Annotated in this window: 12 protein-coding genes and 2 pseudogenes; 8 read left to right on the forward strand and 6 right to left on the reverse strand. The window is 60.3% G+C overall.

All coding sequences use genetic code 11. From position 1 onward, the window contains the following. Window positions 1-87: 87 nt before the first annotated feature. On the reverse strand, window positions 88-681 hold the full coding sequence (gstA, locus tag BW33_RS13960) for a glutathione transferase GstA (RefSeq protein WP_047599596.1): 594 nt from the start codon (window positions 679-681) through the stop codon (window positions 88-90). Between the two features lie 99 nt (window positions 682-780). Between gstA and BW33_RS13965 the strand changes: the two genes are divergently transcribed. The 3 genes and pseudogenes from BW33_RS13965 to BW33_RS30475 all read left to right on the forward strand — a co-directional run. Further along, entirely contained in the window at window positions 781-1671 is an 891-nt protein-coding gene (locus BW33_RS13965) for a LysR family transcriptional regulator (protein ID WP_047599598.1), read from the forward strand. Window positions 1672-2078: 407 nt separating this feature from the next. Further along, window positions 2079-2855: pseudogene (locus tag BW33_RS30470) on the forward strand (PAS domain-containing protein); the annotation flags it as partial. Between the two features lie 111 nt (window positions 2856-2966). Then, window positions 2967-3398 (forward strand): annotated as a pseudogene (locus BW33_RS30475) (methyl-accepting chemotaxis protein); the annotation flags it as partial. A gap of 116 nt (window positions 3399-3514) precedes the next feature. Here the strand turns inward: BW33_RS30475 and BW33_RS13975 are convergent. The 3 genes from BW33_RS13975 to BW33_RS13985 all read right to left on the reverse strand — a co-directional run bounded on the left by BW33_RS13975 (window position 3515) and on the right by BW33_RS13985 (window position 6222). Next, window positions 3515-4075, reverse strand: coding sequence for a hypothetical protein (locus tag BW33_RS13975; RefSeq protein WP_047599734.1), 561 nt, complete (start codon window positions 4073-4075; stop codon window positions 3515-3517). Between the two features lie 156 nt (window positions 4076-4231). Beyond that, window positions 4232-5656, reverse strand: coding sequence for an MFS transporter (locus BW33_RS13980; RefSeq protein WP_047599602.1), 1425 nt, complete (start codon window positions 5654-5656; stop codon window positions 4232-4234). A gap of 125 nt (window positions 5657-5781) precedes the next feature. Next, the gene (locus tag BW33_RS13985; RefSeq protein WP_034153370.1) at window positions 5782-6222 is read right to left on the reverse strand and encodes a PACE efflux transporter; all 441 of its coding nucleotides are present in this window, start codon (window positions 6220-6222) and stop codon (window positions 5782-5784) included. A gap of 120 nt (window positions 6223-6342) precedes the next feature. Here BW33_RS13985 and BW33_RS13990 point away from each other — a divergent pair, with 120 nt between their 5' ends. Beyond that, entirely contained in the window at window positions 6343-7215 is an 873-nt protein-coding gene (locus BW33_RS13990) for a LysR family transcriptional regulator (protein WP_047599605.1), read from the forward strand. A gap of 218 nt (window positions 7216-7433) precedes the next feature. Here the strand turns inward: BW33_RS13990 and BW33_RS13995 are convergent, their stop codons facing one another. After that, window positions 7434-8465: a LacI family DNA-binding transcriptional regulator gene (locus BW33_RS13995; RefSeq protein WP_047599607.1), complete on the reverse strand. Its 1032-nt coding sequence runs from the start codon at window positions 8463-8465 to the stop codon at window positions 7434-7436. Between the two features lie 216 nt (window positions 8466-8681). Between BW33_RS13995 and BW33_RS14000 the strand changes: the two genes are divergently transcribed. Together BW33_RS14000 and BW33_RS14005 are read left to right on the forward strand one after the other, a co-directional pair. Then, window positions 8682-9215: a gluconokinase gene (locus BW33_RS14000; RefSeq protein WP_047599609.1), complete on the forward strand. Its 534-nt coding sequence runs from the start codon at window positions 8682-8684 to the stop codon at window positions 9213-9215. Between the two features lie 81 nt (window positions 9216-9296). After that, window positions 9297-10652: a GntP family permease gene (locus BW33_RS14005; RefSeq protein WP_047599611.1), complete on the forward strand. Its 1356-nt coding sequence runs from the start codon at window positions 9297-9299 to the stop codon at window positions 10650-10652. A gap of 160 nt (window positions 10653-10812) precedes the next feature. On the opposite strand, the gene alaC is transcribed toward BW33_RS14005, so the two are convergent. Further along, window positions 10813-12030, reverse strand: coding sequence for an alanine transaminase (alaC, locus tag BW33_RS14010; RefSeq protein ID WP_047599613.1), 1218 nt, complete (start codon window positions 12028-12030; stop codon window positions 10813-10815). A gap of 137 nt (window positions 12031-12167) precedes the next feature. Between alaC and BW33_RS14015 the strand changes: the two genes are divergently transcribed. Then, a complete protein-coding gene (locus BW33_RS14015) occupies window positions 12168-12830 on the forward strand; it encodes a LysE family translocator (protein ID WP_047599614.1) in 663 nt (220 codons plus the stop codon). 68 nt (window positions 12831-12898) lie between these two features. After that, window positions 12899-13393, forward strand: coding sequence for a GyrI-like domain-containing protein (locus tag BW33_RS14020; RefSeq protein WP_027612592.1), 495 nt, complete (start codon window positions 12899-12901; stop codon window positions 13391-13393). The last annotated feature ends 58 nt before the right edge of the window (window positions 13394-13451 follow it).

Here is a 13451-nt window from a genome sequence, read left to right on the forward strand (position 1 = left end):
TTCGCGAGCAGACTCGCTCCCACAATGGGGGCGTGCACGCCACAAATCCAGTGTGGGAGCGAGCCTGCTCGCGAATGATCTAAAAACTTACGCCGCTTCCGCCGCCAACGCCGCCATCACGGTCGGCCGCTGCTCAATCCGCGCCTGAAACCGCGCCAGCGCCGGCCACTGCGCCAACTCGATCCCGAACAACCCGGCCCAGCGCAGCACCACAAACAACAACGCATCCGCCACGCTGAAGCCACTCGACAGCAGATACTCCTGCTGCTCCAGCACCGCGACCAACACCGCAAAACGCTTGAACAACTTCTCCTTGATCACCTCGGCCGGCAACCGCTCATCGAACAGCGCACCAAGCCCGCCGTGGATCTCGCTCGAAATGAAATTCAGCCACTCCTGCAAACGCAACCGTTCGAAACTGCCGGGTGCCGGCGCCAACCCTGACTGCGGTTGCAGATCCGCCAGATACTGCAGGATCACCGGGCCTTCGGTCAGCACCGCGCCGTTGTCCAGTTGCAATGCCGCGACGTAGCCCTTGGGGTTGATTGCGAGAAAGTCTTCGCCGCTGGCCGTGCGCTTGCTGCGGTTGTCGACGCGGATCAGCACGAAGGGCAGCTTCAGTTCGCGCAACACAATGTGTGGCGCCAGCGAACAGGCTTGCGGGGCGTAATACAGCTTCATCGGCAGCTCTCTGGTGAGGATTGGGCGCCAGTGTCATAGTGCGCCGCACCCTCGGTAAAATTAATCTTTCAGAAAGCAGCCATAAGGACAGCTACTGCCATGATGAACCTGATGCATTGGCGGCTGGTGGTCGCCGTGGCCGATCACGGCAACATTACTCGCGCTGCCGAGCGGGTCGGCATGACCCAGTCCGGCGCGAGCCAGGCCCTGGCGCTGATGGAAGAAACCCTTGGCGTGCAACTGTTCAGCCGCGAGAGCCGGCAGACCCTGCCCACCGCCATCGGCCTGCCGGTGATCGAACAGGCGCGGCTGATGCTCGGCGCGCTGCAAACCATTCGCCAGACCGTCGACAGCGTGCGCCCGATGCTGCGCGGGACGATCCGCCTGGCGAGTTTCCCCATGGTGCTGGCCAGTTTTCTGCCGCCGCTGCTGCGCCAGTTCAATCGGCTGTATCCGGGGATCGAAGTGGTGGCGCTGGAGGTCAGCGACGATGAGGTGGAAACCCTGCTCGCGGCCGGTCTGGTGGATGTCGGTGTGGTGCTCAACCCGGCACCCGAGCGCAACCCCGGGCCATTGGGGCGCGACGCATGGGTGGCGGTCGTGCCGGCAGGGCATCCGTTGGCGCTGCGAGGAACCGAGCAGGGCGTCAGCCTGCAAGAACTGATGGCGCTGCCTTTTGTGCTGGCCACCGGCGGTTGCTCGACCCACGCCCGCAGCCTCGCCGCCGAGGCCGGTTTGCAGCTGCAGGATGTACGGGTCGAGGTGCGCGAGTGGAGCAGTGCCTTCACTTTGGTGCGGGAAAACCTCGGCGTGACGCTGGTGCCGGAAATGACCTTGCCGGCCGAGCGTCAGGGCTTGCGCGTGATTGCTCTGCAGCCACGTATCGAACGAGTGTTTTCGCTGGTGCTGCCTGCGGGGCAGACGCCGTCAGCGGCGGTGCAGGCGTTGCTGGATCTGGTGGCGGCGACGGCAGTCGCGACGGCTCGCTGAACCGTTTCTTGTGCAAAAAGTGCCAGATACTGGCCGACTAGTGGCCTTGCGCACGGCATGGCGCTGGCTATGCTGTGCTGTAACTAACTATGTCGACCGTCATCTGTTAGCCGTGATTTCAACGCTGCCAGAGTGCGCAACCAAAGGCACCGGACACTGAACCAACAAGGAGCAAGTTGTACATGGAAGTTTTCTGCACGTTAGGGCTGGCCCGCTGCTGGGCTATCAAGAGAAGGATGTCTTGATTAGAGCGTCGCTGCATGGACCCTCGGATTAAACATCATTTATCACCTGACAACTTCCTCCCGTGGAGGAATGCGTGTGCCTGTTCTGTGGAACGTAGTGGTGGATGCTGAAAGACCTGAACTTTCATCAAATCAAAAGACCGCGCCGAAGGTGATACAACCATGTTCAACCTACATCACAAGGCTGACCTGCAGGAAATCGAGCGTTTCAGCTGCGCCTTGACCGAAGCCAACGCCAAGCTCGAAGCGATCAGCCGCTCGATGGCGATGATCGAATTTACCCCCCAGGGCATTGTTCTGGATGCCAACGAAAACTTCTGCAGGACCATGGGTTACAGCGCCGAGGAAGTGCGTGGCAAACATCACCGGGTGTTTTGCGAAGAGGCGTTTTACCGCAGCGAGGAGTACGCCAGGTTGTGGCGCGACCTGGCCCGGGGTGAGCCGATCAGCGGCACGTTTCTACGCTTGAACAAGTCCGGCAAGGAGATCTGGCTTGAAGCCAGTTACATGCCGGTGTACGGCGCGGACAAACAAGTCAAAAGTGTCATCAAAGTGGCGTCGGACATCACCGTCCGGGTCAACAAAGAGCACGAAGAAGAAAGCATGCTGGCGGCGATCAGCCGTTCGATGGCGGTGATCGAGTTCACCCCGGACGGCAACGTGATTACCGCCAACGACAACTTTCTGAAAACGATGCAGTACTCGCTCAACGAAATCGTCGGCCACCATCACAGCATGTTCTGTCACCGTTCCGAATCCGAATCGGCGCAGTACAAGGCGTTCTGGGCGTCGCTCAATCGCGGCGAATATCACTCGCACCGTTTCGAGCGCAAGAACAAGTCGGGGCAGATGGTTTATCTCGAAGCTTCGTACAACCCGCTGTTCGACACCAAGGGCCGTTTGTACAAGGTGGTGAAGTTCGCCAGTGATATCACCAACCAGATGACCACGCTGCAGAACGCGGCGGAATCGGCTCACAGCACCTCGGTACAGAACGATGCCTGCGCGCAAAAAGGCTCGCAGGTCGTGCAGCAGACGGTGCAGATCATTCAGGACATTTCCCGCGACCTCAACGAAGCGGCGCTGAGCATCGATGCGGTGAGCAAACAGTCGGACATCATCGGCACCATCGTCCAGACCATCCGCGGCATCGCCGATCAGACCAACCTGCTGGCGCTCAACGCCGCCATCGAAGCGGCCCGGGCCGGTGAGCACGGGCGCGGGTTTGCGGTGGTCGCGGATGAGGTGCGCAGTCTTGCGGCGCGTACCAGTCAGGCGACCCTGGAGATTGTCGAAGTGGTGCGCAAAAACCATGACCTGTCGCTGAGCGCGGTGTCGAGCATGCAGTCGAGCCTGAGCCGCACCGGGCTGGGTGTGGAACTGGCGAACGAGGCGGGGGAGGTGATTCTGGAGATTCAGCAGGGATCACGGCATGTGGTGGATGCGATCGGGCAGTTCAATGCGACATTGCAGTTGAACTAGCAACTACACCAACCTCTGTAGGAACTGCGGCACGCTGCGATCTTTTGATCTTGAGTTCAGGATCAAAAGATCGCAGCGTGCCGCAGCTCCTACAGGGGTACTACGCAACTTTCAGTTCACAGCGCCGCGAGAAACTTGTCCGCCAGTTTGTCGCTGTCCTTGACGTCATTGACGTTGTCTTTCTCCGACTGCGCCAGTTGCATCTTGTCCTGCAAGCGCTGGGCAATCTCTTTGCCGATGGCCAGTTGTTTCTCCGGCGGCATGGCCTGGATGTCTTCCTCGGTAATCCCCAGATCCTTGAGGATACTGTCGCGCAGGCGCTGTTCCGGCGACTTGCTCATGTAGTCCTTGAACGCGTCGGTGGCCGAGGTGCCGGTGGTGCTGCCGGCCGCCGTGGCATCGGTGGTTTGCAGGCCGACACGGGTCTTGGCGAAGGCTTCGTCGACGTTATCGCTGATGCGCGCGGCGGCGGCCACTTGCTGGGTGGCGATCTGCGTGGCCGAATCCTCGACCCTGGAGGTCGCATCGGTGGCTTGCGACTGGGCCTGGTTCTGCAGCGATTGCAGCATGGCGCCGTGCAGGCCGCTTTGCAGACCGGCAGCGGCGGTCGTGGTCGCGTCTTCCGCCAGCCGCTTGGGCAGATGGATGAGCTGCTGCTGTTTGGCACTGACCAACATCATGATGGAGACCTTTGAATTATTGCTGACAGGCCTGTCGCAGCAATTACCGTGCCTTTGATGAAAGTGCTTATATTTCAACGCGTTACTGATCAGGCGTGCACAACAATGCGGTCATCCCTTGCCGTCAGGCGGCAGAGGATGACCGTGTGGCGCTCAGCGATGGGCAATGTTTTCCAACGCCAGATTGCGCGTGCGCGGGCCGAACCAGCCGATGGTCAGCATCACGATCAGCATGCTGCTGACAATGAAAGCGAGTACCCCGGGCGTGCCGAAGTTGTCGAGAAACAGCCCGATCAGCAGGCTGCTGAACACTGTCGACAAACGGCTGAACGAATAGCAGAAACCCACCGCCCGGGCGCGGATGTTGGTCGGGAACAGTTCGCTCTGGTACGAGTGATAACTGAAGCTCAGCCACGCATTGCAGAAGGTGATCATCACTCCGCAAAAGATCAGGCCGAAGGCGCTGGTCTGCAACGCGAACAAAGTGCCGAAGGTCATGGCGCCGAGAGCCGAACCGACGATCTGCCATTTGTTCTCGAAACGGTTGGCGAACTTCACGAACAGCAACGGCCCGAGCGGGTAGGCGAGGGTGATGATGAACGCGTACATCAGGCTGTGGGTGACGCTCACGCCCTGGCCGGAAAGCAACGCCGGCAGCCAGTTGCCGAAACCGAAGAAACCGATCGCCTGGAACACGTGAAACACGATCAGCATCAGCGCGCGACGGCGATACGGTGGCTGCCAGATGTCGGCGAAGCGGCCCTTGCCTTCGACATCGACGGGCACCGCTTCCGGAGCGTCCAGCGGTTGGCGATGATCCTTCTCGCAACGGGCTTCGATGTCGTCGAGAATCCTGTTCGCTTCATCGAATCGGCCATGCTGCGCCAGCCAGCGCGGCGACTCCGGCAGGCGCTTGCGCAGCCACCAGATGAACAGTGCAAATACCGCACTCGCCAGCACCACCCAACGCCAGCCGGACACACCGAACGGCGCCTGCGGTACCAGCCACCACGACATCAACGCCACCGCCGGCACCGAGAGAAACTGCACGAAAAAGGCGAAGGCAAACGCCGAACTGCGCATGCGTTTGGGCACCAGTTCCGAGAGGTAGGCGTCGATGGTCACGAGTTCGATACCGAGGCCGATGCCCACCAGAAAGCGCATGCAGATGATCCCCAGCGCCGAGCTTTGAATCCCCATCAACACTGTGGCCACGGTGTACCAGACCAGCGCAAAGGTGAAGATCGCGCGCCGGCCGAAACGATCGGCCAACGGACTGAGCAGGCTGGCGCCGAGGAATAAACCAAGGAAGGTCGCCGATGCGAACGCTGCCTGATCGGAGAAGCCGAACACGCCCTGATTGCCGGTAGCGAAGATCCCGTCACGGATCAGCCCCGGACTGATGTAGGCGGTCTGGAACAAATCGTAGAGTTCGAAGAAGCCGCCGATCGACAACAGCGCCACCAGCCGCCAGATGGTGGCGACGGCGGGGAGGCGGTCGATGCGGGCGGAAATCTCGGCGGCGCGTATCGGGTCGATGCCGTCGCTTTGCGCGGCGGCGGGGGCGTGAGCAGTCATCGGCGGATCCATTTTTTATTGATGGAAAAGCTTAGCCTGCTATCGGAGTTGATGGATTGTGAATATCGGCGGTTTGCCCGGGAATACCGCCGATTTCTTGCAATAACTGCTTACCAATTAACGATTTATGCCGCAGCGGCCGAATCAGGCAGCGCCGACGCCGGCAAGCCGAAGATCCGATCGAACAGCCAGTTGAAGGCAAACGTGTAGCACGGAATGAAGATGATCAACGCCAGATCCAACAGGAATGCCTGCACCAGACTGATGTTCATCCACCAGGCGATCAGTGGAATCAGGAACACGATCAGCGTCAGTTGGAAACCCACGGCGTGGGCGATGCGCCGTTTGACCGTGCGGGTGCGCGACTGCTGGCGGCTTTCCCAGTGCTCGAACAGCGAGGTGTAGATGAAATTCCAGGTCACGGCGATGGTGGTGATGATCACCGCCAGCGGGCCGGTGCTGCCCGGCGAGGTGCCGGACAACAGCGCCAGGCCGAGGGCGGAGAAGGTCATGCCGATCACTTCGTAGAGCGACACGTAGACCAGTTTGCGTTTGACGCCTTGCATGGGGATTTGCCTCTTTCTTGCAACATGTGGCCAGCGGGACTGGCGAAGGCGGCGAAAGATAGCTTCAATAGGCGTGACAGAAAAAGTCAGTAGCTTTCAGTTTTGATGACAGGTGGTGGTTTGAATTTCAACAGCGACAGCATCGAACTGTTTCTTGCGGTGATTGATCGTGGCTCGTTCTCCGCAGCCGCCCGCGTTTTGGGTCGGGTGCCTTCGGCGGTCAGCATGGGTATCGGCAACCTTGAGGCGGAGCTTGGCTATGCCTTGTTCGACCGCAGCCATCGTGAACCGCAACCGACGGCCATGGCGCTGTCACTGGTGCCCCACGCGCGGCTGATTGCCGAGCAACTCAAGCAACTGCAGGTGCACGCGGTGGAGTTGTCGCTGGGGCTGGAGAGCAAGCTGTCGATTGGCGTGGTGGCGGACATCGACCGGCGCCGTTTGCTCGCTGCGATCAAGGTGATTGCCGAGCGTCATCCGCTGCTCGACATCGAAGTGTTGACCGCGCCGCAGGACGATGTGCTGGCGATGCTGCACAGTGGCCGTGTCAGCGTGTGTCTGGCGTTCGCCGGGTTGAGCATGAACGTGCATGAGCGCTTTCAGTTCGTCGGCAGCGAACGGATGATCGCCACGCTCGCGGCGGACAGTCCATTGTTGCAGGGGCAGGATCTGTTTCTCGAAGACCTCGTCCATGTGCGGCAGATCGTCGTCGCCAGTCGCGACTTGCCGATCAGTGAAACCCGGCCGCTGGTGGCCGAATCGCATTGGCGCACCGATACGCTGGAAGCCGCGCTGGAGATGGTCGAGGCGGGCTTGGGCTGGGGCAATTTTCCGCTATCGGTGGTGCAGCCTTGGCTGGACAGTGGACGCTTGAAACGCCTGAGTTTCCGCAATATCGAAAACGGCCTGGTGCTGCCGGTGCATGCGGTGTGGCTCAAGAGCCAGCCGTTGCAGAAGGGCGCATTGGCCCTCGTCGAACTGCTCAGCCACTGAGCCCGACAAGGATCCCCTGTGGGAGTGAGCCTGCTCGCGATAGCGGTGTGTCAGTCGATTAATCTGTCACTGCAAAAACGCAATCGCGAGCAGGCTCACTCCCACAGGAATTTGCAGCGTACAGACGACCCCTGCAGGAGCTGCCGAAGGCTGCGATCTTTTGATCTTGTTTCTAAAATCAAAAGATCGCAGCCTTCGGCAGCTCCTGCAGGGAGGAATCAGGTGCTCTCGCGAATCTTCAGTTCGAAGCCCATATCCTCAACCGGCCGCGCCACGCTGTTGCCGGCCATCAACGTCAACATCTGCTCCGCCGCGCGCCGGCCGATCGCCTCGCGCGGGGTGTTGATGCTGCTCAGGCGCGGCACCATGTGCTCGGACATCGGCAGATCGTTGAAGCCGAGAATCGCCACCTGTTCGGGAATTCTGATGCCATTGCGCAACGCCTCCAGCAGCGCACCCTGCGCCAGGTCGTCGTTGCCGAAGAAGATCGCATCGACATCCGGGTGTGCCGCCAGCAGTTGCAGGAACAGTTCACCGCCCAGGCCCACGGACGAGGAGCGCGGGGTCAGCACTTCCAGATCGGGGTCGTAGCGCCCGGCCTTCTGCAGGGCTTTGCGGAAACCTTCGCCGCGCAACAAGGTGCGCTGATCGAGTTGCGCACCGATGTAGGCCAGACGCTTGCGTCCACGGGAGAGCAAATGTTCGGCCGCGGTTTCGCCGGCGCTGAGCTGCGAGAAACCCACACAATTCACCCCGGCAGCGCTGTCGAGTTCCATCATGTACACGCAGGGAATGTTGCTGGCCTCGATCATCCGTCGCGAACTTTCCGTGCGATCAAACCCGGTCAGCAGAAAACCACGCGGCTGATAAGCCATGTAGTTGCGCAGCAGGTTTTCTTCTTCATCGCGCGAGTAGTGGAAGTTGCCGATCAGCACTTCGAAGCCCTTGGGTGTCAGCACCCGATGAATGGCTTCCAGCGTATCGATGAACAACAGGTTGGACAGCGATGGCACCAGCACCACCACCGAATGGCTCTGCGCCGAGGCCAGGGCGCGGGCGGCAGGGTTGACCACGTAGTTGAGTTCACTGGCTGCTTTCTGCACTTTTTCCACCAGTTCCGTGGCCACGGTGCTGACGCCGCGCAGGGCGCGGGAGGCGGTAATCGGGCTCACGCCGGCGAGGCGGGCAACTTCATTAAGGGTGGGACGGCCGGTGGTGCGAGTGTTTTTATCGTTTTTAGGGGTGGTCATCGGGCGGCTTGCCAAACAAAAATCAAGGCACTAAGGTAGCGCTGTCCTGATGCAGCTGCAAATGCGTAAGTGAGGTCCTGCCTGATCCTCGCTTTTTGGCGTTGGGAACAAACCTGCTGCAACCCAAAAAAACGACAAGAAGGCGTCGGCAACTTCTGCCTGTGCACTAGAGTCATAGCTAGCAAAGGTAGCGCTGTCTGCGCGCTGAGGTGTTATATGAGTCATCCCATCACCGCCCTGGTCATCATGGGCGTTGCCGGTTGCGGCAAGACGTGCGTCAGCGAGGCCCTGTGCCAATTGAGCGGCGCCACTGCCATTGAAGGCGATACTTTTCATCCGGCCGCCAACATCGAAAAGATGAGCGCGGGGATCCCCCTGAACGACGACGACCGTGCTGGCTGGCTCGACAGCCTGTGCGCCGAGTTGCGTCGTGTCGATGCGCTCGGCGAGCGTCCGGTGCTGACCTGCTCGGCCCTTAAACACAGTTATCGCGAAGTGTTGCGCAGTGCCTTGCCGGGCCTGGGCTTCGTGTTCCTTGAGCTGACCCCTGAAGTGGCTGCCGATCGCGTGTCCCATCGCCCGGGCCACTTCATGCCGGCGACGTTGATCGAAAGCCAGTTCGCCACCCTTGAATCGCCCAAGGGTGAGCCGTTGACTCTGGCCCTGAATGCATCGATTCACAGCGTTGAAGAACTGGCCGAGCAGGCTCACGTCTGGTGGCAGGCCAACGGCCTGAAACAGGCGGTATGAGTGTGTTCAAACAGATAGCGCTGTCCTTACGACTTCTGATTAACCCGTTTTAATAACAACAACAAGCCAGGAGACACCCCCATGTTTGGCATGTCCCACGACGCCTACCTGCTGCTCGATGCAGTGGTCACGGTGATCGGACTTATCATCCTGATCACCAAATTCAAGATTCACCCGTTCATTTCCCTGACCATCGCGGCCGCGTTCCTCGGCCTGACGTCCGGCATGCCGATCGGCACCATCATCAAGGCGTTCCAGGACGGCTTCGGTGGTGTGCTCGGTTTCGTCGGCATCATCCTCGCGCTGGGCACCATGCTCGGCAAAATGATGGCTGAATCCGGTGGTGCCGATCAGATCGCGCAGACCCTGATCCGCGCCTTCGGCAAGGACAAAGTCCAGTGGGCGATGATGTTCGCCGCGTTCCTGGTGGGTATTCCGCTGTTCTTCGAAATCGGCTTCGTGCTGCTGATTCCGCTGGTGTTCATCGTGGCCCGGCGCACCGGCGTGTCGATCATCAAGATCGGTATCCCGCTGCTCGCCGGTCTGTCCGCGGTACACGGTCTGGTGCCACCGCACCCGGGCCCGCTGCTGGCCATCGGCGTGTTCGGCGCTGACATCGGCAAGACCATTCTCTACGGTCTGATCGTTGCACTGCCGACCGCCATCATTGCCGGCCCGATCTTCGGGACGTTCATCGCCAAGCACATTCCGGGTCATCCGAATCAGGAACTGGTTGATCAACTGGCCCGTGAAAGCGACGACTCAACCAAGCTGCCGAGTTTCACCATCACCCTGATTACCGTGCTGTTGCCGGTGCTCCTGATGCTGCTGAAAACCTTCGCTGACGTCGCGCTGCCGGACGGTCACTTCTTCCGCACCTGGATGGACATGATCGGTCACCCGATCTCGGCCCTGCTGCTGGCGTTGCTGCTGTCGCTGTACACCTTCGGTCACAAGCAGGGTATCGGTTCGCAGCAGATGCTCAAGTGGCTGGACGCGAGCCTGGCGCCAACCGCCGCGATCATCCTGATCATCGGTGCCGGTGGTGGCTTCAAGCAGATGCTGGTGACCAGCGGCGTGGGCGACGTGATCGGCCACATGGCGGTCAGCGCGCAGATCTCGCCGATCCTGCTGGCGTGGCTGGTGGCGGCGGTGATTCGTATCGCCACCGGTTCGGCCACCGTGGCGACCATCACGGGCGCGGGCATCGTGGTGCCGGTGGTGGGGATGATCCCGGGCGTCAACCGTGAGCTGCTGGTGCTGGCCACCGGTGCCGGTTCGTTGATCCTGTCGCATGTGAACGACGCCGGTTTCTGGCTGGTGAAGCAGTACTTCAACATGACCGTGGCTGAAACCTTCAAGACCTGGACCGCGATGGAAACCATCCTGTCGGTGGTTGCGTTGGGCTTTATCCTGCTGCTGTCGCTGTTCGTTTAAGCGATCGCACAGGCACAAAAAAACCGCAGCGATGCGGTTTTTTTGTGGGTGATGCGAAGGTGCTAACCCCTGCAGGAGCTGCCGCAGGCTGCGATCTCTTGATCTTGATTTTTTAAGATCAAAAGATCGCAGCCTGCGGCAGCTCCTACAGGGGCAGGTGTTAGCCGGCGGTTTTCGGGGCCAGGCCATCCGCCCGGAACATCCCGCGAATCCCGCGCACGGCCTGACGAATCCGGTCCTGGTTTTCGATCAGCGCAAAGCGCACATGGTCATCACCATACTCACCAAATCCAACCCCCGGCGAGACGCAGACCTTGGCCTCGGCCAGCAGCTTCTTGGCGAACTCCAGCGAACCCAGATGCGCGTAAGCCTCGGGAATCTTCGCCCAGACGTACATCGACGCCTTCGGATTCTCGACCATCCAGCCCAGCTCATGCAGGCCTTTGACCAGCACGTTACGACGCTGGCGATACTGCTCGGCGATGTCGCGCACGCATTGCTGATCGCCTTCGAGCGCGGCAATCGCCGCCACTTGCAGAGGAGTGAAGGTGCCGTAGTCGTGGTAGCTCTTGATCCGCGCCAGAGCGTTGACCAGCTCCGGGTTGCCAACCATGAAACCGATGCGCCAGCCGGCCATGTTGTAGCTCTTGGACAGGGTGAAAAACTCCACCGCGATGTCCTTGGCGCCCGGCACCTGCATGATCGACGGGGCCTTCCAGCCGTCGTAGACGATGTCGGCATAGGCCAGGTCGTGAATCACCAGTACGTCGTACTGTTTGGCGAGGGCGATCACCCGTTCGAAGAAATCCAGCTCGACGCACTGCGCGGTGGGGTTGGACGGGAAGCCGAGGATCATCATTTTCGGCTTTGGGATCGAACCACGGATGGCCCGTTCCAGCTCGGCGAAGAAGTCCACGCCGGGCACCAGCGGCACCGAGCGCACCTGGGCGCCGGCAATCACCGCGCCGTAGATGTGAATCGGGTAACTCGGGTTCGGCACCAGCACCGTGTCGCCCTGATCCAGGGTCGCCAGCATCAAGTGCGCCAGGCCTTCCTTGGAACCGATGGTGACGATGGCTTCACTTTCCGGATCGATATCGACCGCGTAGCGTTCCTTGTACCAGTTGGAAATCGCCCGACGCAGGCGCGGAATGCCCTTGGACGTGGAGTAACCGTGGGTGTCTTCGCGCTGTGCAACCTGCACCAGTTTTTCGACAATGTGCGGCGGCGTGGCCCCGTCGGGGTTGCCCATGCTCAGGTCGATGATGTCTTCACCACGACGCCGCGCGGCCATCTTCAGCTCGGCGGTGATGTTGAAAACGTAAGGGGGGAGTCGATCAATGCGCGCAAAGCGGCGCGGCGAACCTTGTTCAGCCATTGTTGCCTCGGATAACGTAAGCGCCCGGAACCGTCCGAGCGACGCTGGTCACTGCGGTGACCTGTGGCGGAAGATAAGGGCAGCGATGGCGGACTGTCCAGCGTGCACGACAATAATTTTTTCCAAGGAAATGCTTAATGGAATTCACCAGCGGCTTCTTGCTGAGCCTCTCGCTGTGCCTGGACATCGGCGTAGCCAACATCGCAATGATCACCCTGGCGATGCAGCGCGGATACTTTCAGGGCTTCGCGCTGGGCCTCGGCACCTGCGTCGGCGACTTGATCTACGCAGTGTTGGCGCTGGCCGGGATGACCGTGTTGCTGCAGTACGAAAGCGTGCGCTGGGTGCTGTGGATTGGCGGGTCGGCGCTGCTGATCTACTTTGCGGCGAAGATGATCTATTCGGCGATTCATCACGAAGCGCAACTGGCGGCGACAGCGGAGGTGGGGCAGAACTCGCATCGCAAGGAGTTTTTGCGCGGGATCTTTCTCGCCATGTCCTCGCCGAGCGCGATCCTCTGGTTCGCCGCAGTTGGCGGCACTCTGATCGCCCGCTCCGGCGGCGGTGGCCCGGTGAGTTCGGCGCTGTTTCTCGGTGGTTTCCTCTGCGCCGGGCTGCTGTGGTCGGCCGGTCTGTGCTTTGCCGCGAGCCACGGCGGCAAGTTGCTCGGCGACAAGCTTTTGCGCTACTCGTACATGGCATCTGCAGCGATCTTCTGCTATTTCGCGGTCTACGTGATCGTATCCGGTTATAACGAGTTCGTTGGCTCGGGGGCCGCCGACCAGTTGCACGCCTTGTGACATTGCGAATCGGGTTTGGCTTCTATACTCAGCAGCCGAACCCCTACTTTTGTTCCAGGAGTCGAGTCATGGATGAGCAAAAACGCGTCGAAGTGGCGGAACCTCGCTTCGAACATGGACACTTTCTGCTGATTGCAGGATTTCGTGGTCGATTTACCCAGGACACTGCCAAGGACATTCCCGCACTGTGGGAAAAATTCTTGCCGCATCTGGGCAAGATTCAGGGACAAAAGAACGAAGTGACCTACGGCGTCTGCAGCAACTTCGACGGCAAGGGGGGCTTCGATTACATCGCCGGGGTGGAAATCAGCAAGCTCGATGACCTCGACCAGAAGGTCTACCAGTGGGTTGAAGTGTTGCCCCGGCAGTACGCGGTGTTCGAGCACAAGGGCCCGCTCGATCAGTTGCCACAAACCCTGCAATACATCTACAAGACCTGGCTGCCGACCTCCCATTACGTGGAACTGAATGCCCCGGAACTGGAACGCTACAGCGCCGATTTCAATCCGCGACTGCATACCGGCAAACTGGAAATCTGCGTTCCGGTCGACAGCAAAGCCTGAGCCCATGACGATGAGGCGGATCACTGATCCGCCTCATGCTGTTCAACTGCGTTTACCC

Source organism: Pseudomonas sp. RIT288, assembly GCF_000631985.1.
GTDB lineage: Bacteria > Pseudomonadota > Gammaproteobacteria > Pseudomonadales > Pseudomonadaceae > Aquipseudomonas.

Coding starts and splice junctions, on each gene's coding strand:
- gstA (WP_047599596.1), bottom strand. CDS start 681: ATGAAGCTGTATTACGCCCCGCAAGCCTGTTCGCTGGCGCCACACATT.
- BW33_RS13965 (WP_047599598.1), top strand. CDS start 781: ATGATGAACCTGATGCATTGGCGGCTGGTGGTCGCCGTGGCCGATCAC.
- BW33_RS13975 (WP_047599734.1), bottom strand. CDS start 4,075: ATGTTGGTCAGTGCCAAACAGCAGCAGCTCATCCATCTGCCCAAGCGG.
- BW33_RS13980 (WP_047599602.1), bottom strand. CDS start 5,656: ATGACTGCTCACGCCCCCGCCGCCGCGCAAAGCGACGGCATCGACCCG.
- BW33_RS13985 (WP_034153370.1), bottom strand. CDS start 6,222: ATGCAAGGCGTCAAACGCAAACTGGTCTACGTGTCGCTCTACGAAGTG.
- BW33_RS13995 (WP_047599607.1), bottom strand. CDS start 8,465: ATGACCACCCCTAAAAACGATAAAAACACTCGCACCACCGGCCGTCCC.
- BW33_RS14000 (WP_047599609.1), top strand. CDS start 8,682: ATGAGTCATCCCATCACCGCCCTGGTCATCATGGGCGTTGCCGGTTGC.
- BW33_RS14005 (WP_047599611.1), top strand. CDS start 9,297: ATGTTTGGCATGTCCCACGACGCCTACCTGCTGCTCGATGCAGTGGTC.
- alaC (WP_047599613.1), bottom strand. CDS start 12,030: ATGGCTGAACAAGGTTCGCCGCGCCGCTTTGCGCGCATTGATCGACTC.
- BW33_RS14015 (WP_047599614.1), top strand. CDS start 12,168: ATGGAATTCACCAGCGGCTTCTTGCTGAGCCTCTCGCTGTGCCTGGAC.
- BW33_RS14020 (WP_027612592.1), top strand. CDS start 12,899: ATGGATGAGCAAAAACGCGTCGAAGTGGCGGAACCTCGCTTCGAACAT.